General features: G+C 50.1%; 16 protein-coding genes, 1 tRNA gene and 2 pseudogenes. 8 read left to right on the top strand and 11 right to left on the bottom strand.

The genetic code is table 11. The annotated features are described in order from the left end of the window. Positions 1–44: 44 nt before the first annotated feature. Positions 45–1,133 (bottom strand): prephenate dehydratase, encoded by a 1,089-nt coding sequence (gene pheA, locus HMPREF2675_RS06435; RefSeq protein WP_070814447.1) that lies wholly within the window; start codon positions 1,131–1,133, stop codon positions 45–47. Between the two features lie 171 nt (positions 1,134–1,304). Here pheA and tsaE point away from each other — a divergent pair, with 171 nt between their 5' ends. Together tsaE and HMPREF2675_RS06425 are read left to right on the top strand one after the other, a co-directional pair. Beyond that, on the top strand, positions 1,305–1,775 hold the full coding sequence (gene tsaE / locus HMPREF2675_RS06430) for a tRNA (adenosine(37)-N6)-threonylcarbamoyltransferase complex ATPase subunit type 1 TsaE (RefSeq protein ID WP_070814446.1): 471 nt from the start codon (positions 1,305–1,307) through the stop codon (positions 1,773–1,775). Then, positions 1,763–3,011: pseudogene (locus tag HMPREF2675_RS06425) on the top strand (N-acetylmuramoyl-L-alanine amidase). The gene tsaE and the pseudogene HMPREF2675_RS06425 overlap by 13 nt, the downstream one beginning before the upstream one ends. 65 nt (positions 3,012–3,076) lie before the next feature. Here HMPREF2675_RS06425 and HMPREF2675_RS06420 read toward each other — a convergent pair. Further along, positions 3,077–3,679 carry a DUF4230 domain-containing protein gene (locus HMPREF2675_RS06420; protein WP_070585800.1) on the bottom strand — a complete coding sequence of 201 codons (603 nt, stop codon included), beginning with the start codon at positions 3,677–3,679 and terminating at the stop codon, positions 3,077–3,079. Positions 3,680–3,874: 195 nt separating this feature from the next. On the opposite strand from HMPREF2675_RS06420, the gene ribBA reads away from it, so the two are divergent. After that, positions 3,875–5,218, top strand: coding sequence for a bifunctional 3,4-dihydroxy-2-butanone-4-phosphate synthase/GTP cyclohydrolase II (gene ribBA / locus HMPREF2675_RS06415; protein ID WP_210399851.1), 1,344 nt, complete (start codon positions 3,875–3,877; stop codon positions 5,216–5,218). 153 nt (positions 5,219–5,371) lie between these two features. Here ribBA and HMPREF2675_RS06410 read toward each other — a convergent pair whose 3' ends face one another. The 4 genes from HMPREF2675_RS06410 to HMPREF2675_RS06395 all read right to left on the bottom strand — a co-directional run bounded on the left by HMPREF2675_RS06410 (position 5,372) and on the right by HMPREF2675_RS06395 (position 15,283). After that, the gene (locus tag HMPREF2675_RS06410; protein ID WP_070814444.1) at positions 5,372–7,852 is read right to left on the bottom strand and encodes a glycogen/starch/alpha-glucan phosphorylase; all 2,481 of its coding nucleotides are present in this window, start codon (positions 7,850–7,852) and stop codon (positions 5,372–5,374) included. A gap of 313 nt (positions 7,853–8,165) precedes the next feature. Continuing rightward, positions 8,166–10,151 carry a glycogen debranching protein GlgX gene (glgX, locus tag HMPREF2675_RS06405; protein WP_070814443.1) on the bottom strand — a complete coding sequence of 662 codons (1,986 nt, stop codon included), beginning with the start codon at positions 10,149–10,151 and terminating at the stop codon, positions 8,166–8,168. 145 nt (positions 10,152–10,296) lie between these two features. Continuing rightward, positions 10,297–14,583, bottom strand: a complete 4,287-nt coding sequence (glgB, locus tag HMPREF2675_RS06400; protein ID WP_070814442.1) for a 1,4-alpha-glucan branching protein GlgB — start codon at positions 14,581–14,583, stop codon at positions 10,297–10,299. A gap of 217 nt (positions 14,584–14,800) precedes the next feature. Continuing rightward, positions 14,801–15,283, bottom strand: a complete 483-nt coding sequence (locus HMPREF2675_RS06395) for an FKBP-type peptidyl-prolyl cis-trans isomerase (protein WP_003683125.1) — start codon at positions 15,281–15,283, stop codon at positions 14,801–14,803. Between the two features lie 508 nt (positions 15,284–15,791). On the opposite strand from HMPREF2675_RS06395, the gene HMPREF2675_RS06390 reads away from it, so the two are divergent. After that, on the top strand, positions 15,792–16,046 hold the full coding sequence (locus tag HMPREF2675_RS06390; RefSeq protein ID WP_070814441.1) for a hypothetical protein: 255 nt from the start codon (positions 15,792–15,794) through the stop codon (positions 16,044–16,046). Between the two features lie 95 nt (positions 16,047–16,141). After that, positions 16,142–17,515 carry an FAD-binding oxidoreductase gene (locus HMPREF2675_RS06385; RefSeq protein WP_070814440.1) on the top strand — a complete coding sequence of 458 codons (1,374 nt, stop codon included), beginning with the start codon at positions 16,142–16,144 and terminating at the stop codon, positions 17,513–17,515. 54 nt (positions 17,516–17,569) lie between these two features. Here the strand turns inward: HMPREF2675_RS06385 and HMPREF2675_RS06380 are convergent, their stop codons facing one another. Beyond that, positions 17,570–18,400, bottom strand: coding sequence for a symmetrical bis(5'-nucleosyl)-tetraphosphatase (locus HMPREF2675_RS06380; protein ID WP_070814439.1), 831 nt, complete (start codon positions 18,398–18,400; stop codon positions 17,570–17,572). Between the two features lie 69 nt (positions 18,401–18,469). After that, a complete protein-coding gene (locus HMPREF2675_RS06375) occupies positions 18,470–18,859 on the bottom strand; it encodes a RidA family protein (protein WP_003746001.1) in 390 nt (129 codons plus the stop codon). 170 nt (positions 18,860–19,029) lie between these two features. Here HMPREF2675_RS06375 and yaaA point away from each other — a divergent pair, with 170 nt between their 5' ends. Beyond that, complete coding sequence (gene yaaA / locus HMPREF2675_RS06370; RefSeq protein WP_070814492.1) at positions 19,030–19,809, top strand: peroxide stress protein YaaA; 780 nt, start codon at positions 19,030–19,032, stop codon at positions 19,807–19,809. A 79-nt stretch (positions 19,810–19,888) separates the two neighbouring features. Then, positions 19,889–19,979: transfer RNA gene (locus HMPREF2675_RS06365), tRNA-Ser, on the top strand. Positions 19,980–20,226: 247 nt separating this feature from the next. On the opposite strand, the pseudogene HMPREF2675_RS11575 reads toward HMPREF2675_RS06365, so the two are convergent. After that, positions 20,227–20,437, bottom strand: a pseudogene (locus tag HMPREF2675_RS11575) (IS30 family transposase); the annotation flags it as partial. 196 nt (positions 20,438–20,633) lie between these two features. Here HMPREF2675_RS11575 and HMPREF2675_RS06355 point away from each other — a divergent pair. Continuing rightward, a complete protein-coding gene (locus HMPREF2675_RS06355) occupies positions 20,634–21,911 on the top strand; it encodes an O-acetylhomoserine aminocarboxypropyltransferase/cysteine synthase family protein (RefSeq protein ID WP_070814437.1) in 1,278 nt (425 codons plus the stop codon). 84 nt (positions 21,912–21,995) lie between these two features. Here HMPREF2675_RS06355 and HMPREF2675_RS06350 read toward each other — a convergent pair whose 3' ends face one another. Together HMPREF2675_RS06350 and oppC are read right to left on the bottom strand one after the other, a co-directional pair. After that, on the bottom strand, positions 21,996–23,600 hold the full coding sequence (locus HMPREF2675_RS06350; protein ID WP_070814436.1) for an ABC transporter ATP-binding protein: 1,605 nt from the start codon (positions 23,598–23,600) through the stop codon (positions 21,996–21,998). A gap of 24 nt (positions 23,601–23,624) precedes the next feature. Then, a complete protein-coding gene (gene oppC / locus HMPREF2675_RS06345) occupies positions 23,625–24,533 on the bottom strand; it encodes an oligopeptide ABC transporter permease OppC (protein ID WP_049335539.1) in 909 nt (302 codons plus the stop codon). Positions 24,534–24,557: the final 24 nt, after the last annotated feature.

The following is a 24,557-nucleotide window of genomic DNA, read 5'->3' as shown; positions in this document are numbered from 1 at the left end:
GCCGTCTGAAAACTTTTCAGACGGCCTTCGATACCCAATAATCCTTACAAAACAACGGTCGGATAAGAGCCGACAACTTTCACGAAGGAAGCGCGTTCGCCCAAAAGCTGCAAGGCTTTTTGGACATTTTCATCGCTTTGATGTCCTTCGATATCGATGAAGAACAGGTATTCCCACAAAACCGATTTGCTTGGGCGGCTTTCAAATTTGGTCATGGAAATGCCCAACTCGGTGAAAGGTTGCAACAACGAAGTAACGGCACCGGCACGGTTGGGTGCGGAGACGACCAAAGAGGTTTTGTCATTGCCGCTGCGGCCGGTTTCTTGATGACCCATCACCAAGAAGCGCGTGGTGTTGTTCGGTTCGTCTTCGACACACTCGGCGGCAAAGCTCAACTGATAAATTTCCGCGGCAATACGTCCGGCAATGGCGGCCACATTCGGGCTGTCTGATTCTGCAACCAAACGCGCTGCTTCTGCATTGCTGGCTACGGCGATACGTTCTGCATTGGGTAGGTTGCGGCCGAGCCAGTCGTTGCACTGCGCCAAGGCTTGAGCATGGGCGAAAACTTTGGTAATGCCACCGATTTCGTGGCTGTCTTTACGCAGCAGGTTGTGATGAATGCGGACAACCACTTCGCCGCAGGCTTTTAAAGCAGTTACAGCCAGCAAGTCCAAAGTACGACCCACCGAACCTTCTGTCGAGTTTTCCACAGGCGCCACCAAATAATCGGCTTGGCGCGTTTCAACTTGTTTGAAGCAGTTGTCGATGGTGGTACACGCCATGGTGTGTGCGGCGTGTCCGAAATGTTTGATGGCAGCTTGCTGGGTAAATGTCCCCTTCGGGCCCAAATAGGCAATCGTCAACGGACGCTCTACCGCCAAACATTCGCTCATAATCTCGCGAAACAGCCGGGTGACCGATTCGTCCGGCAAAGGGCCACGGTTTAAATCCTGAATCCGGCGCAAAACGGCCACTTCCCGTTCAGGACGGTACACCGCGCCTGTCCCTTTCAATTCGCCGATAGCATGCGCATGACCGGCGCGCTCGTTGAGCAAACGGAGGATTTCCGCATCGATGCTGTCGATGGCATTGCGGTGTGGCAATAATTGTTCGTCTATGGATAAAGGCATAAGCTGTCTCGCAATTTTATGGGGGATATTTTGATTTTAACATTAAAGGCCGTCTGAATTCCGTTTTCAGACGGCCTCAACACTATCTTTATCTAACTTTATCGTCTATCAGGTTTGCAAACGCCGCCAATTCCATCATAATTAAGCCTTTTGAACGACAAGGCCTATTCCATGCACTCAAACGGACTGTACACCCGTTTTCTGCCCGATGAAGAAGCAACCCTGAAACTGGGTGAAGAATGGGGCAAACAGCTTTCCGCTCCGCTGACCATCTATCTTGAAGGCGGGCTGGGTGCAGGCAAAACCACGCTGACACGCGGGATTTTGCGCGGACTGAGGCATACGGGAGCAGTCAAAAGCCCGACTTACACCATTGTCGAATCTTATCCGCTGGATACATTCACCCTCCACCATTTCGACCTCTACCGCTTTACCATGCCCGAGGAATGGGAAGATGCCGGTTTGGACGAATTGTTTGCGCCCGACAGCATCTGCCTCATCGAATGGCCGCAACAAGGTGGGGAATTCACGCCTCCGGCAGACATTACTATTACATTGACGTACACCGATAAGGGCAGAACCTGCACCTTTTCCGCCCACACAAACCAAGGCCGAAAAAGTTTAGAATCATGGTCAAATTAACTAGAAGACACATTCTCCGTCAAGGCACAGGACTATTTCTCACCCTCACGCCCGTTGGTGCCGCATTGGCCAAACCGGCCTCTCCTGCGCAATTCCTTGCCGTCCGCATTTGGCCGGCGAACGCCTACACACGCGTTACCCTTGAGAGCAACCACTCGATGAAATACCAACATTTTATGTTGGATAACCCCAACCGGTTGGTCGTGGATATTCAAGGTGCGGAAATCAACAGCGTCCTGCAAGGCATTTCCAGCAAAGTGCTGTCTAACGACCCTTTTATCCGCAGCATTCGTGCCGGTCAAAATACACCCAGCACCGTGCGTATCGTTATCGACCTCAAACAAAGCACCCATCCGCAAGTCTTTGCGCTCGCACCCGTCGGTAACTTCAGAAACCGCTTGGGTTATCGACCTCTATCCGCACGGCGCAGATGCCAACGACCCGATGATGGCCTTACTCAACGGCAATGTCCCCAAACAACGTCAAAATACCAATATCGCATACGACACCCCTGCCCCTAAAAGTAATCGCAGCAGCGGCGGCAACCGTCGTCCCGTGATTATGATCGATCCCGGTCATGGCGGCGAAGACCCCGGCGCAATCGGCCCGAGCGGCCTCAAAGAGAAAAACGTCGTACTCTCCATCGCACGCGAAACCAAAAAACGCCTCGAAGCCTTGGGTTACAACGTATTCATGACGCGCAACGAAGACATCTTTATCCCATTGGGCGTACGCGTTGCCAAAGGCCGTGCGCGCAATGCCGACGTATTCGTATCCATCCACGCCGATGCCTTTACCAGCCCGTCCGCTCGCGGTACCGGCGTATATATGCTCAATACCAAAGGCGCAACCAGCTCGGCGGCAAAATTCCTTGCCCAAACCCAAAACAACGCCGACGCCATCGGCGGCGTACAAACCAGCGGCAACTCCAATGTCGACAACGCCATTTTGGACATGACCCAAACCGCGACCCTGCGCGACAGCCGCAAGCTCGGCCATTCCGTCTTGACCGAATTGGGCAAACTCAACCAATTACACAAAGGCCGCGTTGACGAGGCCAACTTCTCTGTACTCCGCGCGCCGGATGTTCCGTCCATTTTGGTGGAAACCGCTTTCCTCTCCAACCCTACCGAAGAGCGGCTGCTCGGCAGCGAATCCTTCCGCCAACAATGCGCCCAAGCCATTGCCACCGGTATTCAAAAATACATCAATACCGCCGTTTTACGCCGCGGTTAATGGCTATAAGAAACAAAGGCCGTCTGAGAATTTTTCAGACGGCCTTATCTTTTCAAGCAATCTATTTAACCGCATTTCCCTACCGCAGCCGGATAGACGGACACCTTCGTCTGAGTCAATGCAAACAGGTTTTCCAACTGCATTTGCGCCTGACGGTTGGCATGTTCCAAAATCTCAGCCTTACACGCGCTTTGCAATACCTGCCGTTTCGCCTCTTCCTGCACCGTCTTAAATACCGACTTATCCATAGGCAGCAAATTAAACGAGCCGGTCTGAATATCGTACACTTCGATATTTTCCAAATCCACGCTCAAGATTTCCACCGCCGGCAGACTGATCAATACCTTGTCATCGACAATATTGACATTGTCCGCGCCTAACTTGTCCAAATCCAAACCAGCCAATACCTTGCCGCGCACAATAAAAATACCGCTTTGCGAATCCTGCCACAGCCTGCGCCAATCCCCTTTTTTCTCCGTACGGATAATCGTATCGATATAAAATGCCGTACTTTCCAAGCGGTTCATCTGCTTAATCTGCATCAAAACCCCCTCACGGGACAAAACCTGATGTTCTTCGTTCTGACCATGCAGGGCATAAAACCAGCCGCCCGCAGCCGTCAGCGCACACAACACCAGCACGACCAATCCGCGCCCAAACATTTTCATTTCAAACATCCCCCGTTAAAATAATCATCAAAACATTCCCCATATTCTCCCAAAACCGTCAATTTCAAGCCATACCCAGGCCGTCTGAAACAATAAATTTCATTACCAAAAAGTAATAAAAAATCTCAACAAACAAAGTTTGCCTTTTGGTAAAGACAAGACTACAATCCATTACACACAATTCAATTTCATCTCATCATGAATACCCCCGCCCTGCGCCGCCACAACCTGCGGCAATGGATAACACAACACCACAACGGCCAGCAGACCAAGTTTGCCCAAGCCATCGCCATCAACCAAGGCGAGCTGTCCGCCCTGCTGAAAAACAAATCTTTCGGCGAGAAAAAAGCCCGAAAAATCGAGCAGGCAGCCAATATGCCCGACATGTGGCTGGATCAAGACCACCAAGACCGCCACGCCCCCACCATCAGCCAAGAAAGAAATACCATGTCCCACATCTCCACCATCCCCGAAATCCTAGCAGACATCAAAGCCGGCAAAATGGTCATCATCACCGATGCCGAAGACCGCGAAAACGAAGGCGACTTGCTGATGGCCGCCCAATTCGTTACCCCCGAAGCCATCAACTTCATGATCAAAAACGCACGCGGCCTGGTCTGCCTGCCGATGGACGGCGAAATGGTCGAAAAACTCAGCCTGCCCATGATGACCCAGAAAAATGGCGCACAATACGGCACCAACTTTACCGTCTCCATCGAAGCCGCACACGGCATTACCACCGGCATTTCCGCCGCCGACCGCGCCCTGACCATTCAAACTGCCGTTTCCCCATCCGCCAAACCCGAAGACATCGTCCAACCCGGCCACATCTTCCCACTGCGCGCCCAAAAAGGCGGCGTACTCGTCCGCGCCGGACACACAGAAGCCGGCGTTGACCTGGCACAAATGAACGGCCTGATTCCCGCCGCCGTCATCTGCGAAATCATCAACGACGACGGCACCATGGCGCGTATGCCCGAACTGATGAAGTTCGCCGAAGAACACAATCTCAAAATCGGCACCATTACCGACCTCATCGAATACCGCAGCCGTACCGAAAGCCTGCTTGAAGACATGGGCAACGCACCCGTACAAACCCCGTGGGGCGAGTTCCAACAACACGTTTACGTCGACAAACTCTCCGGCGAAACCCACCTCGCCCTCGTCAAAGGCACACCAACCGCCGACGAAGAAACCCTTGTCCGCGTCCACGAACCCTTCAGCGTCATGGACTTCATCCAAGCCAACCCGCGCCATTCCTGGTCATTGCCCAAAGCCCTTGAGCGCATCCAACAAGCCGAAAGCGGCGTAGTCATCCTCCTGCACCGTACCGAAGACGGCGCCACCCTGCTCGACCGCACCCTGCCCAAAGGTGCCAACCAAGCCTACAAATGGGACAGTAAAAGCTACGGCATAGGCGCACAAATCCTCGCCGGCCTCAACGTCAAAAAACTGCGCGTCCTCGGCCAGCCTTCATCCTTCACCGGCCTTACCGGCTTCGGCCTCGAAGTCGTCGGCTTTGAAGAAGCTGAAAAATAATCTTGCTTGATTGATTCTCAAAGCAAATGAAACAAAAGGCCGTCTGAAAGTTTTCAGACGGCCTTTTAAGTTTGTTATCCAATTCAAAAACAGCGAATGTAAAAAAGCCGATACACCTTTCCGATGTATCGGCTTTCGCTATCTGCCCAACGCTTAATTTTTGCCAGGCAGTTCTTTTTCGCTCAATGGTTTGATGTACCAAATATCGCGGCAGTAGTCGGCGATGGAGCGGTCGGATGAGAAGAAGCCCATGTTGGCGATGTTGATCAAGGCTGATTTGCGCCATGCGGATACGTTGCGGTAGTGTTCGTCCGCTTTGTATTGCGTGTCGATGTAGCTGCGGAAATCGGCCATCAGTTGATAGAAGTCGCCGTATGGTTGCAACACGTCGTTGTAGCGGTTTGGCTCTTCCGGAGAGAAAGTGCCTTGGCTGATTTGGTTGACGACGCGGCGCAGGTCGCTGTCTCGCTCGATATAGCTCAACGGGTCATAACCGTTGCGGCGGATTTCTTCGACTTGTTCTACGGTGTTACCAAAGATATAGCAGTTGTCCGCGCCGACTTTTTCCAAAATCTCAACGTTCGCGCCGTCCAGTGTGCCCATACAGATTGCGCCGTTGAGGGCGAATTTCATGTTGCTGGTACCGGATGCTTCTGTACCTGCCAGTGAGATTTGTTCGTGCAAATCAGCGGCAGGAATGATGATTTGGGCAAGGCTGACGCTGTAGTTCGGGATGTAAACAACTTTAATCAGGTCGCGGATACGGGGGTCGTTGTTGATGACTTTGGCAACGTCGTTAATCAGTCGGATGATTTTCTTCGCCATGTAATAAGCGGAAGCAGCTTTACCGGCAAAGATGAACACGCGCGGCTGCCAGTCGAAATCCGGGTTTTCCAAGATTTTGTTGTAGCGGTCGACAATGTGCATCACGTTCAATGCTTGACGTTTGTACTCGTGGATACGTTTGATTTGGATGTCGAAAAATGCATCGGTATTAACCTTGATGCCCAGCTCGTTTTCGATGTATTTGGCAAGGCGCTCTTTGGCGGCTTTTTTCACTTCGCCGAATTCTGCCTGTACGGAGGCATCGTCCACTTTGTCGTTGAGCTTGGTCAGGTTGTCCAAATGCAGACGCCAGTCTTCGTCGCCCAGATGTTTGTCCAAGAATTTGGTCAAACCCGGGTTGGCGATGTTGATCCAGCGGCGTGGGGTTACGCCGTTGGTTACGTTGGTAAAGCGTTCCGGGAATATTTTGGCAAAGTCGGCAAAGATGGATGTGGTCATCAAATCAGAGTGGATTTTTGCCACGCCGTTGACTTTGTGCGAACCGATTACGGCAAGCCATGCCATGCGGACGCGACGACCGTGGGTTTCGTCAATGATGGATACGCGGCGGACAAAGTCGTCGTCGAAGTTGCCGATAGCGCGTAAGGCATTGAGGAAGTAGGCGTTGATTTCAAAGATGATGTCCAAGTGGCGCGGCAGCAGACGGCCCATCAGGTCAACCTGCCAAGTTTCCAAGGCTTCGCTCATCAATGTGTGGTTGGTGTAAGAGAAAATCTTACAGCACATATTCCATGCTTCAGTCCATGCAATGCCCTCTTCATCAATCAGGATGCGCATCAATTCTGGAATAGCGAGCACCGGATGGGTGTCGTTTAAGTGGATGGCGACTTCGTCGGCCAAAGTGCGGATACTTGGGAAACGGCATTTGTGACGGGCAACGATGTCTTGAACGGAAGCGGAAACCAAGAAGTATTCTTGTTTCAAGCGCAATTCGCGGCCGGATTCGGTAGAGTCGTTCGGATACAGAACGCGTGAGATGTTTTCGTCGCTGTTTTGTGCGCGAACGGCAGAGGCATAGTCGCCTCGGTTGAAGTCGGCAAGGTCAAACAGGTTGCCTGCGTGCGCAGTCCACAAGCGCAATGGGTTGGCACATTCGCCGCCATAGCCAGGAATGATTTCATCGTATGCCCAGGCGGAAATTTCTTCGCTCGGCTGCCATTCTTTTTTGTCGCCCAAGTTCAACACGTGACCGCCGAAACGGACGGAATATTGTTTGTTCGGACGGGCAAACTGCCATGCCAAATCTTGGTCGAGCCACAAATCGGGTTTTTCAACTTGTTGGCCATCCACGATTTCTTGTTTGAACATACCGTATTGGTAACGGATACCGTAGCCCATGGCCGGAATGCGCAGAGTTGCCAAAGAGTCGAGGAAGCAGGCGGCCAGACGGCCTAAACCGCCGTTACCCAAACCTGGATCTTCTTCTTGTTCGCAGACATCGGCAAATTCTTTACCCAGTTGCTTGAAGGCTTCTTCAAATTCGGCGTAAACGCCTTCGTTAATCAGCGCGTTGACAAACGAACGGCCGAGCAGGAATTCCATAGACAGGTAATAAACCATGCGTTTGCTGTTGTCGATGTGGGCGCGGCGTGTTTTGAGGAAATCTTCCGCAATCAGATCACGCGCGGCAAGCATGGCGGCGTTGAGCCATTGGTGTGAAGTTGCTTCTTTAGGATCGACGCCCAAGATGAAAATCAACTTGTAAACAATGGACTTGCGGATGGTTTCTGCATCCGGTTTGGGCATAACGTAATCGTAGCCGGAGATGGGGAGTTTTTGCTTAGCCATGGAAGCCTTTCTTTCATTTAAGGCACTTGGACAACGCGCCTGATGGTTTATAGAAACAACGTTATTCAGTTTTCAGACGGCCTGAAGAAGTATAAATGCCGTCTGAAAAATTTATAGGTAGGTTTGTTTCAGGTTTGATACGGATTATAACTGAAATATTCCACTCCGTATTATTTTTTCTTTATAAAACATTTAATTACAAATTAAACCACTCATCATCTCATCGGCATTTCCATTTATGCCATGCAAGCTTCGGCCCAACGGATACAGACGAAATATCAAAGAGTTAACAATATAACGGCTTGGTTTTCATTTAATTCGTTTTATGTAAAACCAAAATCCCCATGTGTTCGACAACACATTTTCCAGCCTCTTCGTAATTAAATTTCTCAGATGGTACGCAAGAAATTTCCCAGTTGCCTTGAGGCAGGTTAAATAACTGACGACTACGTTTGGCATTGACCAACAGCAGCCATTCATCGTCCAAAACAACCTGAATCGCCTTGCTGCCCCTGTTGTGCCAACAATATTCGGTCATCGGGCTGCCGTCAGCATTGAGCCATTGCACACGCTCTTTTTCCCACCAGCAATCATCTGTCAGCAGCTTGATTCGGCTGCGTACGCGTATCAGCGCTTGAGTGTAATTTTGCAACTCATAAGGCTCATTTTGCCAATCCAACCATGTAATCGGATTATCTTGGCAGTAGCTGTTGTTGTTGCCTTGCTGACTGTTGCCGAACTCATCGCCGGCCAAAAGCATGGGTGTACCGTTGGATAAAAACAAGGAGGCAAGCAGCGCTTTGGAGGTGTATTCGCGGTTGAGCAACACCTCTTCATCATCGGTTTCGCCTTCTACGCCGTGGTTGTAGCTGATGTTTTCATTATGCCCGTCGCGGTTGTTTTCGCCGTTGGCTTCGTTGTGTTTTTCGTTATAGCTGACCAAATCGCGCAAAGTGAAGCCGTCATGCGCGGTGATGAAATTGATGCTGGCGGAAGGATGGCGGCCACTGTGGTTGAAAATATCGGACGACCCGGCCAAGCGTTCGGCAAATGCACCCAAATTGCCGCTTTCCCAAGACCAAAACGCGCGCATATCATCGCGGAAACGGCCGTTCCATTCGGCAAAAGGTTGCGGGAAATTGCCCAAGTGATAACCGCCCTCGCCGATGTCCCATGCTTCGACAATCAGCTTCAAACCGGCCAAAACCGGGTCTTGATACAAAACTTGGAAAAAACGGCCATACGATTGGAAATCGGGTTCGCGTCCCAATACGGTTCCCAAGTCGAAACGGAAACCGTCGACATGAAACTCTTCGGCCCAATAGCGCAGGCTGTCTGCCGCCCAACGGGTAACATCGCGCCGGACAATATTGAGCGTATTGCCGCAACCTGACCAGTTTTCATAGCTGCCGTAAGAGGTGTGCCAATACCATAAAGTGTTGTCGATACCGCGCTGACACAGCATCGGGCCTTTGTCGTCCTGCTCTGCCGTGTGGTTGTACACGACATCCAAAATCACTTCCAAACCCGCCTGATGCAGGGCTTTGACCGCCTGTTTAAACTCCGCCGCCGCACGCTCGGGATTATCGGCATAAGACGGCTCAACGGCAAAATGGGAGTAAGTGTTGTAGCCCCAATAATTGCTCAAACCCATCTGCTGAAGATGGTATTCGTCCAAATGATAATGAATTGGCAGCAGCTCGACCGTCGTCACTCCCAACTCTTGCAAATAAGCCAAAACCCGTTTATCACTCAAGGCCTTATAAGTGCCTGCGTACTTCAAATCGGGAAACTGCTTGGTAAACCCTTTGACATGGGCTTCATAAATAACGGTTTTGCCCCACGGTATTTCCGGACGGCAATCTTTGGCCCAATTAAATCGGCTGCGTCCGATCACGACGCTTTTCGGTGCAACAGCGGCATTGTCGCGTTCATCTTCCGGCCTAAACCATGCCATTTCTTCGGCGGTACGGTAGCTTGGTTTGCCGTCAATTTTTTTGGAATACGGGTCAATCAGTAATTTGTTGGGATTAAAACATGAGCCGTACTCTGCGTTTTCACGTCCATACACACGAAAACCGTATCGCTGCCCTGCCTTAACGTCCGGCACAAATCCGTAAAATACCGAACCGCGCCGCGAAGGCATCTCCAAACGGGTTTCTTTATCCTTATCAAACAGACACAATTCGACCTTTTCGGCATTGATGGAAAACAAGGTGAAATTCGCGCCCTTGCTTGTCAGGGTCGCGCCCATGGGATAAGGCTTGCCTTCCTCGATATGCCATGATTTGGCAGTCATAGAATGATTCCTTGGTGTTTATTTGTTTTCGTGTCCAATATAAGGCCGTCTGAAAATCTTTCAGACGGCCTTGAGTCATATTGATATCACTATCTTTTAATTTTCAGCTGATTAGGCAGGCATGATGCCCACCCTCAAAGTTGATTTACGCTTCGTCTTTGACTGCCGCCTGATACAGGTAAACGGTTGCCAACGGCGGCACGGTAACAGACAAGGAATTTGGTTTACCATGCGACCAAACTTCTTCTGTCTCCACCGTTGCGCCGGCAGAAACGCCGCTGCCTTTGTAATGCAGGTCGTCTGAATTGAGGATTTCGCGGTATTCACCGGCAGAATTCACACCGAAGCGGTAACCTTCACGCACCACTGGCGTGAAGTTGCTGATGACGATAACGCGGTTGCCTTCGCGGTCGCGGCGTTCGAAGACGAAAACAGAATTGTTGCCGTCGTCAGCGACCAGCCACTCAAAGCCTTTCGGCCATTGGTCAAGCTGGTAAAGTGGCGCGGTGTCTTTATAGATATGGTTCAACTCGCGCACGAAGTCTTGTACGCCTTTGTGCCAACCGCCCTCTTGCTCCAGCAAGAACCAATCCAATCCTTCGTTGTAGTTCCACTCTCGGCCTTGTGCAAACTCGCTGCCCATGAACAAAAGTTTTTTGCCGGGGAAGCCGTACATAAAGCCGTAGTAGGCGCGCAGGTTGGCAAATTGCTGCCAGCAGTCGCCGGGCATCCGTCCGAGCAGCGAGCGTTTGCCGTGTACGACTTCATCGTGTGAAAGCGGCAGAACAAAGTTTTCGCTGTACTGGTACATCATGCCGAAGGTCATTTTGTTGTGGTGATATTTGCGGTTGATGGGATCTTCCATCATGTAACGCAAGGTATCGTTCATCCAGCCCATATTCCATTTGAAGCTGAAGTTCAAACCTTCTTGGCGGGTCACATTGGCAAATGATGTGGATTCTTCGGCAATTTCGGTCGCAGCCGGAACTTCCTCTTTCAACATGGTGTTGGTATCGCGCAGGAAAGCGATGGCTTCAAGGTTTTCATGGCCGCCGTATTGGTTCGGAATCCACTCGCCGTCTTTGCGTGAGTAGTTGCGGTAAATCATCGAAGCAACCGCGTCAACGCGGATACCGTCGAAGCCGAAACGTTCTATCCAATACAGGGCGTTGCCTTGCAGGAAGTTTTTCACTTCATTTCTGCCGAAGTTGTAAATCAGGGTATTCCAGTCTTGATGGTAGCCTTCGCGCGGATCGGCATGTTCATACAGCGCGGTGCCATCAAACTTGGCCAGGCCGTGATCATCGGTCGGAAAGTGTCCGACCACCCAGTCGAGGATAACGCTGATGCCCTCGTCGTGCGCGGCTTTAATCAATGCGCGCAATTCTTCCGGCGAACCGAAACGGCTGGTCGGCGCATACAAGCCGGTTGCTTGATAGCCCCATGAGCCGTCAAACGGATATTCGGAAACAGGCAGGAACTCGATATGGGTAAAACCCATGTCTTTGATGTATGCCACCAGCTCTTTGGCGAGCTCTTCGTAAGTCAGCCAGAAATTGTTTTCCGGATTGCGCTTCCACGAACCCAAATGTACTTCATAAATGCTGATCGGCGCATCAATAGCGTTGGCACGGGCGCGGAAGGCCGGTTCTTCCACTTCGTCAGGCAAACCGCGCACGATAGATGCCGTGGTTGGACGCAGTTCCGCACCGAAAGCATATGGGTCGGCTTTTTCACGTACATTACCGTTGGCATCGCGGATTTCAAATTTGTAGAGGGCGTTGAGTTTGACGGCAGGAATGAAGATGTCCCAAATGCCGTTGTCGCGGTGGAAACGCATCACATGGCGGCGGCCGTCCCAGTTGTTGAACTCGCCGATAACGGAAACGCGTTGCGCATTGGGCGCCCAGACGGCAAAACGTACGCCCTTCACGCCGTCCAACTCGGCAAAATGCGCGCCTAAAGTCTCATAAGGACGCAGGTGTTTGCCTTCGGCCAACAGCCAGGAATCCATGTCTTGCAACGCAGAGCTGAAATGATAAGGGTCTTCTTCAATCACAGGCTCGGTGTCTTCGGTGTAACGGATACGCAAAGCGTAATCGGGCGCATCATCGGGCAAGACAGCCACAAAGAAACCGCGTTCATCAATTTTTTCAGACGGCACGATGACTTCGCCGCTGCGGCGGTTCACGATATCCACGCTTACTGCGCCGGGAATCAAAACGCGTACTACTTCATCGCCCTCTGCAAGGCGGTGTCGTCCCAGATAAGCGAACACATCGCTATGGGTGGCAAGAAACAGGCTTTCGACCGTATCGCGCTCGATTTGGTCAAGTTCATGATAAGTCTTGATTTGGCTGTTTGTTTTCATGCGTACCTCGTCAATAATGGCAAGTTGGCCGCCCATGAGGCGGTGTTGTAGGAAATCTTCCAAAGAAACCGGCATTTTTTGCGCCCAGTTCGGATAGCCTTCGGTTACACCCGGGACATTCAGATTGTCAATGACGCCCAGCAGGTTTTCCAGCTGTACGGCGTAAAGTTTGCTGCGGCTCAATGCGCCGTATTTATGCAAAGCCGCCAGCAAGGTTTCATCGGCTTTTGCCGGCATTTGTACGTCTGCACCCAGACAACCGGTTTCTTTCAATTTATCCAGCAAATCGGCTTTATCGTGTTCGCGCTCGTCCAAGGCCGTCTGAAAAGCGGCTGCATCAGGCAAAGTACCGAGTTTGAACATCGTATCCAAATCTTTGCCTGTCCAATAGCCTGCCAAGGGCGCAACATCGTGGGTACTGATGACCGTAATCGCCTGCTCAGGGTATTCTTCCGGCAATTGGAAACCGTTCCAACCCTTGCTGAAATACATGACTTTGTACGAGAACACCTGATAGCGGTTGAGCAGATGGCGGGCTTCGTCAGGTACTGTCCCCAAATCTTCGCCGATAATGACGCAACGGTTGCGCCGGCTTTCCAACGCCAAAATAGCAAACATCACTTCGGCATCGTAATGCACATACGCGCCGAAATCCGCCATTTTACCGTTTAACACCCACCACAAACGACACAATGCCATTACATGGTCGATCCGCAATACGCCATACAGACGCATGTTTTCGCGCAACAGATGGGCAAATTTTTCATAGCCCGTATGCTTCAACATCAACGGATTAAGCGGCGGCAAATCCCAATTCTGCCCTGTTGGCCCCAAAGGATCGGGCGGCGCGCCGACTGACAAATCCATACAATAATCTTGGCGGTTTAACCAAGTATCCGCGCTGCCGCGCGCCACGCCGACTGCCAAATCGCCGTAAATGCCGAGTTTGACACCGTATTCGGCAGCGGCTTGGTTGACTTCGCGCAACTGCTCCGCACAAAGCCATTGTAGCCACATATAAAAACGGATTTCACGTTCATGGCTGCGTGCGAATTTTTCTACCGCTTCGCCATCAGGCTGATGAAATTCAGACGGCCATGACTGCCAACCCACTTGTCCGGGACGGCTGTAATACTGGTCCAAAGCCTCAAACAAACCGAAGCCCTGCAAAGCTTTGCCTTTTTCTAATACAAACGCTTCAAATGCAGCGCGTTCATTTACCGCAGCCTCGCAAGTATCCTGTTCAAACGCGTTAAACGCCATATGCAGCGCATCACGCTTGCATGCCCAAACCGCTGTATAAGTCACTGTTTCCGTAACACGCAAAGCGGCAATGCGCTGACGGATTTTCGGTTGTGCCAGCCAATTTTTCAGTTGCTCGTTATAAGTAAACGCACCGACTTTTTCGATATCCAAGTAAATCGGATTGAGCCATTCGCGCGAAGAAGGACTATACGGGCTGGCAAAGGCGGGCTTACTGGTAAACAAAGCGTGCAAAGGGTTGATACCGACAAAATCCAGCTTTTTCTCCGCCGCGTATTTCATCAGGTTCAGCAAATCGGTAAAGTCGCCTATGCCCCAGTTGCGCTCAGAACGCAGGCTGTACAAATGCATGGTCAAACCATTCATCCGTCCGCCATTGGCAAGCAGTTTAGGCTGATAAACCGATTCAGGCGCAACAATCAGGCGTACAAGGCAACATTTGCCGCCGGTCTCGGCCGACAAAGTGTAATAACCGCAAGCCAGTTGGGGCAGCTTAATCCAAAGCGTATCGTTGTCGCCCGGATATAAAGTCAAGGTCTGACATTTATCTGCTTCATCAATCAATACGACCGCTTCCGCGCCATGGAATTCAGGCGGCATCTGTAAAGATTCTTCGCCGTTTTCATGCGCAACCATCGTATTCAAATAAAGGCCGTCTGAATCCGGTTTGCTTTTATCCAAAACAGCGACAATCGATTCCAAAACTTCCGTTTTGGTCACATGATAAGTGCCGTTGATGTCGTGGTAACCTAAATCAATACCGGCCTGTACCGCCTGCTGCTCCAATGTTTCACTCATTGTATTCTGCCTGTTTTACCAATATCTGAATCTTAATACAGATTCTGCCGCACCGTGATATGTAATTCATTGTAGTCTCAAACAAACCCCATATTTCCCCGCTTGATTTGACCTGAGCCAAAATTTCCTATTTATCTGTCTTGTAAAAACTTAAAGGCCGTCTGAAAAGGAGGATTTCATTCCTTTTCAGACGGCCTTTATCATGCGTTAAGCCTGATTAGTGATGGTGATGACCGTGCGGACCGTGTACGTGACCGTGGGCAATTTCTTCCTCGGTCGCATCGCGCACACCCTCAACAGTCGCTTTGAACAATACTTTCATACCGGCCAAAGGATGGTTACCGTCCACCACGGCTTTGCCGTCGGCAACATCGGTTACACGATAAATCAATACATCGCCTGTTTCCGGATCATCGGCTTCAAACATCATGCCGACTTCGACTTCAACAGGGAACACGCTGACATCTTCAATGCGTACCAGCTCAGGATCTTGCTCGCCGAAAGCATCATCAGGCGACAAAGCCACTTCAACGGTATCACCTACATTTTTGCCGTGCAACGCTTCTTCCACCAAAGGGAAAATACCGTCATAACCGCCATGCAGGTAAGCAATCGGCTCTTCGGTTTTGTCCAACAACTGGTTGTTTGCATCGTACATTTCATAATGCAGGGAAACTACGGAATTTTTAACAATAGACATCATGTAGTCCTTAATCAATATTTAAAAGTCAGGTTCAGGCTATTCTATCACAGCTGTAACTAAACAATCGGTTTACCTTAAACAAATACTTTTGGCGAACACAACAAAACCGAAAAAGTCCATATAAAAAATAAAATTGAATGATTCCAATCCATAAAAGTTGCTTTTTCACAACACAAAGTTGCTAAATTACAAAAAATTCCCCAAACGCAAAATCATTCCAAACCCTTAAAACCGACAACAGTTAAAAATAATCAAGCCATTGAATACAAATGATTTTTAAAATTTTCATTAATTATGAATATTTTTAGATGATTTTTTACCTGCCCTCCTGATTTACATTATTTTCGCTAATTTTGTATTGATTTTAGTATGCAAACGGTTAAGCAACGTTGCATTGACCAACCCCGTGGGGCATAATAACGAAAATTCAGCAATGAATTTCTACTGTATAGGCCGTTTGACGGCTATTTTTAGTTTAAATCGATTTAAAAAAAGGTCCTCAAAAATGAAAAAATCTCTGTTCGCTGCTGCTTTGTTGTCTTTAGCTTTGGCCGCTTGTGGCGGTGCTGATAAAGCTGCTGAAACTGCTGCTTCTGCCGCATCTGCTGCTTCTGAAGCCGCTGCTTCTGCTGCTGAAGCTACCGAAGCTGCTGCTACTGAAGCCGCTGCATCTGCTACTGAAGCCGCTGCTTCTGCTACTGAAGCTGCTGCATCTGCTGCTGAAGCCGCTGCTTCTGCCGCTTCTGAAGCTGCTAAATAATATTCTTTTGAATATAAGAAAAGCAGGATACCATTGCGTATCCTGCTTTTTTACATTCTTCATACTCCCCTTTCCAACTTGTCCGCCTGACTGCCATGCACCTTCACGACCGTTTTGCTGAGTTTCTTTCCGCCTCTGAAATCATCGAAGCCACTCCGGCCTTGTTAAACGACCAACGCCGCCGCTTTGTTTCTTCGCCGGATATTGTCTTACAGCCGAATTCTGTCGAAAGCGTGCAGAAAATCATGCGTTTCTGTTTTGAAAACCGCATCCGCGTCACCCCGCAGGGTGGCAATACCGGATTATGCGGCGCAACGGTAACCACCGAGGGCGTATTGCTCAATCTCTCCAAGCTCAACCGCATCCGCGATATCAACCTTGCCGACAACAGCATGACGGTTGAGGCCGGTGTGATTTTACAGAACGCTCAAAAGGCAGCAGACGAAGCCGGACGACTGTTTCCACTCAGCCTTGCCAGCGAAGGCTCTTGCCAAATCGGCGGCAATATCGCCTGTAATGCCGGCGGTTTAAATGTCTTGCGTTACGGCAGCATGCGTGATTTGGTATTGGGTTTGGAAGTCGTTTTACCAAACGGCGAACTGGTTTCCCACCTTCAGCCCCTGCACAAAAACACAACCGGCTACGACTTGCGCCATCTTTTTATCGGCAGCGAAGGAACATTGGGCATCATTACCGCCGCCACACTCAAACTCTTTGCCCAGCCCAAAACCAAAGCAACCGCATGGGTAGGTTTAGACGATATTGAATCCGCCGTCTCGCTTTTGACTGCGGTACAAGGCCATTTTGCCGAGCGCTTGACCAGCTTCGAGCTGATCAGCCGCTTTGCCCTCGATTTATCTTCGGAATTCAGCCAACTCAAAAAGCCTGCCGATGCGGAATGGCATATTTTGATTGAACTTGCAGATTCCGTTCCCGATGCCGGACTGGATGAAAAGCTTGCCGAATTTCTCTATCAAAACGGATGGGAAAACAGCATCTTGGCGCAATCCGAGCAAGAGCGCTCCGACTTATGGACCTTGCGTGAAAATATTTCCGCTTCCCAACGAAAACTCGGCACCAGCATCAAACACGACATCGCCGTCCCTATCGCCCAAGTAGCCGCCTTTGTCCGCCAATGCGCCCCTGCCCTGGAAACCCGCTTTCCCGGCATACAAATTGTCTGCTTCGGACATTTAGGCGACGGCAGCCTGCATTACAATACATTCCTGCCCAACATATTGAGCAACGAAGCCTACCAATACGAAGATGACGTCAATACCATTGTTTATGAAAACATCCTTACCTGCCACGGCACGATTGCCGCCGAACACGGCGTAGGCATCATCAAAAAACATTGGCTGCCCCGAGTGCGCACACAAGCCGAACTTGCTCTGATGCATGCCATCAAAAATCAGCTTGACCCTTACGGCATCATGAATCCAGACAAACTCCTGCCTTCTTTGGATTAACCAATACAAAAAGGCCGTCTGAAACATTTCAGACGGCCTTTCATCTTATCCAAACTATTTTAATGCCATTTTCCAGTCCAATCCGCCCAAAGACGGTACCTGTATCACTTCGTTGGTATCCAAATTGACCGCTGTCAGCTCTCCGCCCCACAACGCGCCGGTGTCCAAAGCAATTACTTGGTCTGTATTAACGTAGCCCAACGACGACCAATGCCCGAACACGGTAATATAATCCAAATTCTGCCTATCAGGCGCTTTAAACCAAGGGCGCAGGTAAAGCGGCATTTTCTTCAAAGTGGATTTATATTCGTAATCCAATTCGCCTTTGTACGTCAGCGCACGCATACGGGTAAAGACATTAATAATCATGCGTAGGCGCTCATAGCCGGTCAAATCATCCGTCCATGCAGTCGGCTTGTTGCCGTACATTTTGCCAAAAAATTTTCTGTATTTTTTACCTTGCAATTCAGCCTCGGCTTCACGGGCAAGGCTTTCGGCCTTATCAACCGACCATTGCGGCAAAATACCGGCATGCACCATCACATGCCTGTTGCCGCGCACCAAAAGCGGTTGATGACGCAGCCAGTCCAATAGGGATTGACTCTCGGGATGGGTCAAAATCGGCTCAACCGTATCGCTGCGCTTGAGCGTTCCTTCACCGCAACCGACGGCTAAAAGATGTAAATCATGATTGCCCAAAACCATTTGCACACTGCTGTCGTGCTCTTTGGCAAATTTCAGGGTTTCCAATGACTTCGGACCGCGATTGACAATATCGCCGACCAGCCAAAGGGTGTCCGTACCATGATTAAAGCCGATTTTGGCAAGCAGCAAAGTCAGCTCGTCAAAACAGCCTTGAATGTCTCCGATTGCGTAATGTGCCATTATTATTGTTTTCCGTTGTTATTCTTTTCAGACGGCCTCAAGCCCAGCCCAGGCCGTCTGAAACATCAATTATGCGTTTAAAACCAATACCGCTTCCGCTTCAACCTGAACGCCTTTAGGCAGGCTGGCCACGCCAACTGCCGCGCGCGCAGGGAAAGGTTGCTCGATAAATTCAGCCATCACTTCATTAAACACGGCAAAGTTGGCCAAATCGGTCAAATAAGCATTGAGTTTGACGATATCGTTTAAAGAACCGCCGGCCGCTTCGGCTACGGCTTGCAGGTTTTTAAATACTTGCACTGCTTCGGCACGGAAGTCGCCATTACCAACCACAGTCATCGTGGCCGGATCCAAAGGAATCTGACCGCTCATATAAACCGTATCGCCTGCGCGGACTGCTTGGCTGTATGCGCCAATTGCGGCAGGGGCTTTGTCGGTATGGATAATGGTTTTAGACATGATATTCTCCTCAAATAGAAATGTCAGAAACAGGTGGAAGCTTCGAATTTTACTTTCAACAGAAATACGTTTCAATAAAAGCATTCAATTAATGCGTTTAGCCCGTCTTGTTCTTCCTCGATTTTAAACCTACAATCCCACACATTATTCATTTCAAAGCCGAAATTATTATGTTTTTTGTCTTATCCCCAGCCAAAAACCTCAACGAAAAAGACCCCTCCCCCGTCAACAGCTTTACCCAGCCCGACCTTCTGCCCGAAGCGGAAATCCTGATGCAGGAATTGCGCCAGCTTGCCCCCCAACAAATCGCCGAGCTGATGCACGTTTCCGACAAAATCGCTCTGCTCAACGCCGAACGCAATGCCGTATGGCACACGCCGTTTACACCTGAAAACGCCAAGCAGGCCGTATTTATGTTCAACGGCGACGTCTATGAAGGCATCGCAGCCGATACGCTCAAGCCGGAGCAAATCGACTACCTGCAACAACACGTCCGCCTGCTCTCCGGCCTATACGGCGTACTGCGCCCGCTCGACTTGATGCAGCCCTATCGCTTGGAAATGGGCACGGCCTTTGCCAACTCGCGCGGTAAAAACCTCTACGAATTTTGGGGCGATAAAATTACCGACCTGCTCAACCAAACACTGAAGCAGGCCGGCAGCGACGTTTTAATCAACCTCGCCTCACAAGAATATTTCAAATCCGTCAACACCAAAAAACTCAACGCACGCCTGATTACGCCGATTTTTAAAGACGAGAAAAACGGCAAATACAAAATCATCAGCTTCTACGCCAAACGTGCGCGCGGTTTGATGGTACGCTACGCGGCAGAACACGGCATTACCGAGCCTGAAATGCTCAAAAATTTCGACTACGAGGGATATTCATTCAATGAAGCAGCTTCAAACGAAGCCGAATGGGTATTCATGCGTGAAGAACAATCTAAATAAAAACAAAATACTAGATATTTTCCCTAAAATATCACTTGGCAAAGGCCGTAAGTTCCATTAATATTACGGCTTCAAGAACGGAAGCGTGGCAGAGCGGTTTAATGCAACGGTCTTGAAAACCGTCGAGGGTTGATAGCCCTCCGTGAGTTCGAATCTCACCGCTTCCGCCATTCTTGATATTTTTTTATCTAATGAAAAATGAAATGAGAGACTTGATGATTCAAGTCTTTTTTTATTTTCAAATCCAAAGAATCCCGTAAAGGCCGTCTGAAACTTTCTATGGCGTAGTTTCAGACGGCCTAATACCTTTGAAAATTCCCCCAAATCCCTAAAGTCCTACCCAGACGTTTAGAGACTTGGGGGACCTTTGCGAAGGTCTCCGCTTTTCTAATCTTTGCCGTCAATGGCATCAGCCTACCCATCACCAATGCGGAATTTTCTCTCAACCATGCTGGGCTTTTCCTATGCCGACGCAATTGTGCATTTTGCTTCAGGTCTGTGTGCCGCCGTATCGTTTGCGGTAGGGTTTGCTGCATATTTCGAGATATTGCCACAGAGTACCGCCGTTGCTTTTATCTTAGAGAAGGTCGCGGTAAACGGTATTGTGATGGGGTGTCATTCGATGATGGTGTGGTGGCAGGACAGGTCTTGAATGTGGTATCGTTCTTCTTGGGTCAGTTGCATGTCGCTCATGGTAAGCTTTCTTGTAGGAAAGGCCGTATGCTGCTGCATCCTGGACTTTTTCCGTTATGTAAAGTTTGCCCTTCAAATCCGTTACTACTGGCCTCCATTTATCATTATTTAATCGCTACAAGGATATTTAAATGAAACGGGAAACCATTGCCCTGCATGCAGGCTATCAATCCGAACCGACTACCAAATCCGCTGCCGTCCCTATTTACCAAACCACTTCCTACACTTTCGACAACACGCAACACGGCGCAGACTTGTTCAACCTTGATGTAGCGGGCAATATCTACACCCGTATCATGAATCCGACCACTGCCGTTTTGGAAGAACGCGTTGCCCGTTTGGAAGGCGGTATCGCCGCATTGGCTGTCGCCAGCGGTATGGCTGCAATTACCTATGCCGTTCAAACCTTGGTTGAAGCAGGCGACAACATCATTGCAACCAAAACCCTCTACGGCGGCACATACAATTTCTTTGCCCACAGCCTGCCGCGCCAAGGCATAGAAGTACGCTTTATCGATCCGGCCAAACCCGAAGAAATTGCTGCCAATACCGACAGCCGCACCAAACTGGTGTATTGCGAATCTATCGGCAATCCCGCCATCAATGTCGTCGATATTCCAGCATTCGCCCAAGCCGCACACGCTAAAGGGCTGCCACTGATGGTGGACAACACCGTCGCTACGCCCACGTTGTTCCGCCCAATCGAGCACGGCGCCGACATCGTTATCCAATCCCTGACCAAATACATCGGCGGCCATGGCACAACGATTGGCGGTGCCATTATCGACGGCGGTAAATTCCAATGGGCAGGCAATCCGCGTTTTGCAAAAACCTTCAATCAGCCTGATCCGTCTTACCACGGCATAAACTACTGCGAACATTTTGGTGCGGCAGCCTATATCGCCCGTGCCCGTGTCGTTCCATTGCGTAACACCGGTGCCGCCCTGTCTCCGCACAGCGCATTTTTACTGCTTCAAGGTTTGGAAACCCTTGCCCTGCGTATGGAACGTCATTGCGAAAACGCCTTGAAAGTAGCCGAATTCTTAAAGAAACATCCGCAGGTCGAATGGGTGAACTATCCTGCACTGCCCGACAGTCCGTATAAAACCTTGATTGACCGCGACTACGGCGGAAAAGCCTCAGGTTTGCTGAGTTTTGGTATTAAAGGCGGCCGTGAAGCCGGCGCGAAGTTCATTGACGCACTGCAACTCTTCCTGCGTTTGGTGAATATCGGCGATGCCAAATCGCTGGCTACCCATCCCGCTACAACGACCCACCGTCAGCTTAACGATGCAGAACTCGCCGCAGCAGGCGTCAGCCCCGACATGGTACGCCTGAGCGTGGGTATCGAGCATATCGACGATTTGCTTGTTGACTTGGCGCAGGCATTGGATGCCGCACAGGCATAGGCAATAGTAGCGCTAATTAAATGAAAAAAGCCTCCGCTTAAAAAGGCCGTCTGAAAACTTCTTTTCAGACGGCCTTTTCCTTTTCTACAAATCAAATGCGGCGTTAATCAAACGTTTGGTGTAGTCGTTTTGCGGATGGTGGAAAATCTGATCCGCGCTGCCGTACTCAACCATTTCGCCCTGCTTCATCACAATCACGTTGTCGCTGACGGCGCGCACGACAGACAGGTCATGACTGATGAACATATAAGTCAGGCCGTATTTCTTTTGCAAATCGCGCAAAAGTTCGACCACTTTGGATTGTACGGAGCGGTCAAGTGCAGAGGTCGGCTCGTCCAAAAGGATGAATTTCGGGCGTAGGATAACGGCGCGTGCAATGGCGATACGCTGACGCTGGCCGCCGGAAAATTCGTGCGGATAACGGTTGAGCGCGTCAAGCGGCAGGGACACTTCCTTCATGACTTCTAAAACGCGCTGGATACGTTCTTTTTTGGTCATTTCAGGATGATGAACCGTCAAACCTTCGCCGATAATTTCGCCAACAGTCAGGCGTGGGGAAAGCGAACCGAAGGGGTCTTGGAACACAATTTGCCGTTGCGATTTCAGACGGCGTGCTTCTTCGGCGGTATAGTTTTTCAGGTCTTTGCCTTCAAAGGAGATATGGCCGGTATAAGGCAGCATCTGCATGACGGCTTTGCCCAGCGTGGATTTGCCGGAACCGGACTCGCCGACGACGCCCAATGTTTCACCTTCTTTAATTTTGAGGCTGATGCCTTTGACGGCGTCAAAAGTTTTGAGCGGCTTGCCGAAAAAGTTTTGCTTCAATACGAAAGAAACATGGACATTATCGGCTTCGATTAACACACCGGCGTTGTTTTCTTCCGGCTCTTTCATGCCTTTGGGAATGGCATTGATGAGTTCGGCAGTATATTCGTGTTTCGGATGGGCAAATACTTCTTTGATTTTGCCACGTTCGACAATTTCGCCGTTGCGCATGACGCAGACGGTTTTGGAATAGTGTTCCGCCAAACCCAAATCGTGGGTAATGAAGATAATCGCCATGCCCATTTGCTGTTGCAAATCGTGGAGCAAATCGAGAATCTCGGCTTGAATGGTTACATCCAAAGCGGTGGTTGGCTCATCGGCAATCAGCAGGTCGGGTTCATTGATGAGCGCCATGGCAATCATAATCCGTTGCAACTGACCGCCGGAAAACTCGTGCGGATATTGCTTCATGCGGCGTTCGGCTTCTTTGATGCCAACCCGCTGCAACAATGCCAATGCTTTTTGTCCTGCCTCTTTTTTGCCGAGCTTTTTATTGTGTACCCGCGCCGCTTCAATCAGCTGCGTACCGATACGCATAAACGGATTGAGCGAAGTCATCGGCTCTTGGAAAATCACGCTGATGCGGTTGCCGCGCAAATCGCGCAGGGTTTTCTCATCGGCGTCCAAAATGGAAATGCCGTCAAACGTAATGCGCGAATCTTTGCTGTATCGAGCAAATTTTTCAGGCAGCAGACGCATGATGGACATGGACGTTACCGACTTGCCCGAACCGGATTCGCCGACCAAAGCCAATGTTTCGCCCTCTGCCACTTTAAAGCTGACATTACGCACGGCGTGCACGGTTTTCTCATGCAGTTCGAAATTGATGTCCAGATTTTCTACAACCAGTAACTGTTTTGTCATTTTGATTATCCTTTTGGTTGTGGTTTAGCGGTCTTTCGGGTCGAGCGCATCGCGCAGGCCGTCGCCGATAAAGTTGAAACAGAACAAAGTGGTTACCAAGAAGAAACTTGGCACGAGCAGCTGCCATGGTGCGGCTTCCATCGAAATCGCGCCTTCTTGCAGCATCGAACCCCAACTGGTCATCGGCTCTTGCACGCCCAAGCCCAAGAAGCTCAAGAAGGATTCAAACATAATCATGCCCGGTACCAACAATGAGGCATACACCATCACCACGCCCAAAACATTCGGAATAATGTGGCGCGTTACGATTTTACGTTTTGCCACGCCGCTCACACGCGCCGCTTCGACAAACTCTTTATGCTTCAAGCTCAAAGTTTGACCGCGCACGATACGCGCCACGTCCAACCAAGACACCAAACCCACGGCGGCAAAAATCAAAAGCAAGTTACGGCCGAAGAACGTAGTCAGCAGAATCACGAAAAACATAAACGGAAACGCATTCAAAATTTCCAAAAAGCGCATCATCAGCGAATCGAGCTTACCGCCGATAAAGCCGGCAATCGCGCCATAAAGCGTACCGATGACAACAGCCACCAATGCGCCGGCCACACCAACCAGCAAGGAAATACGTCCGCCGGTTGCCGCGCGCGACAGCAAATCGCGGCCGAGCAAGTCCGTACCCAGATAGTGATGAGTAGAAAGGGACGGCGGAATCTGCATATTGTCCCAGTCGGTGAAGTCGTAGGTGTAGCGGACAATCCATGGTGCCACAATCACAAAAATGCTGATCAGCAACAGGATAATAATGCTGTACACCGCTGCTTTGTTTTGTTTAAAACGCCGCCATGCGTCGCTCCACAGGCTTTTGCCGTGTACTTGGGCGTATTCTGCTGCCTCTGCAAGGGCCTGAGTCTGCTTCTTTTTGAATAACATAATGTTCTCTCTCGCTTTTTCTTC

Source organism: Neisseria sp. HMSC061H08, from assembly GCF_001836795.1.
In the GTDB taxonomy this organism is placed as follows: domain Bacteria; phylum Pseudomonadota; class Gammaproteobacteria; order Burkholderiales; family Neisseriaceae; genus Neisseria; species Neisseria subflava_A.
Note: the sequence above shows the minus strand (reverse complement) of the source record. Positions and strands in the feature narration are given on the sequence as shown.

Bases quoted from the DNA above. Each gene is read 5' to 3' on its own strand.
- pheA (WP_070814447.1), bottom strand. From the start codon at position 1,133: ATGCCTTTATCCATAGACGAACAATTATTGCCACACCGCAATGCCATC.
- tsaE (WP_070814446.1), top strand. From the start codon at position 1,305: ATGCACTCAAACGGACTGTACACCCGTTTTCTGCCCGATGAAGAAGCA.
- HMPREF2675_RS06420 (WP_070585800.1), bottom strand. From the start codon at position 3,679: ATGAAAATGTTTGGGCGCGGATTGGTCGTGCTGGTGTTGTGTGCGCTG.
- HMPREF2675_RS06410 (WP_070814444.1), bottom strand. From the start codon at position 7,852: ATGGCTAAGCAAAAACTCCCCATCTCCGGCTACGATTACGTTATGCCC.
- glgX (WP_070814443.1), bottom strand. From the start codon at position 10,151: ATGACTGCCAAATCATGGCATATCGAGGAAGGCAAGCCTTATCCCATG.
- glgB (WP_070814442.1), bottom strand. From the start codon at position 14,583: ATGAGTGAAACATTGGAGCAGCAGGCGGTACAGGCCGGTATTGATTTA.
- HMPREF2675_RS06395 (WP_003683125.1), bottom strand. From the start codon at position 15,283: ATGTCTATTGTTAAAAATTCCGTAGTTTCCCTGCATTATGAAATGTAC.
- HMPREF2675_RS06390 (WP_070814441.1), top strand. From the start codon at position 15,792: ATGAAAAAATCTCTGTTCGCTGCTGCTTTGTTGTCTTTAGCTTTGGCC.
- HMPREF2675_RS06385 (WP_070814440.1), top strand. From the start codon at position 16,142: ATGCACCTTCACGACCGTTTTGCTGAGTTTCTTTCCGCCTCTGAAATC.
- HMPREF2675_RS06380 (WP_070814439.1), bottom strand. From the start codon at position 18,400: ATGGCACATTACGCAATCGGAGACATTCAAGGCTGTTTTGACGAGCTG.
- HMPREF2675_RS06375 (WP_003746001.1), bottom strand. From the start codon at position 18,859: ATGTCTAAAACCATTATCCATACCGACAAAGCCCCTGCCGCAATTGGC.
- yaaA (WP_070814492.1), top strand. From the start codon at position 19,030: ATGTTTTTTGTCTTATCCCCAGCCAAAAACCTCAACGAAAAAGACCCC.
- HMPREF2675_RS06355 (WP_070814437.1), top strand. From the start codon at position 20,634: ATGAAACGGGAAACCATTGCCCTGCATGCAGGCTATCAATCCGAACCG.
- HMPREF2675_RS06350 (WP_070814436.1), bottom strand. From the start codon at position 23,600: ATGACAAAACAGTTACTGGTTGTAGAAAATCTGGACATCAATTTCGAA.
- oppC (WP_049335539.1), bottom strand. From the start codon at position 24,533: ATGTTATTCAAAAAGAAGCAGACTCAGGCCCTTGCAGAGGCAGCAGAA.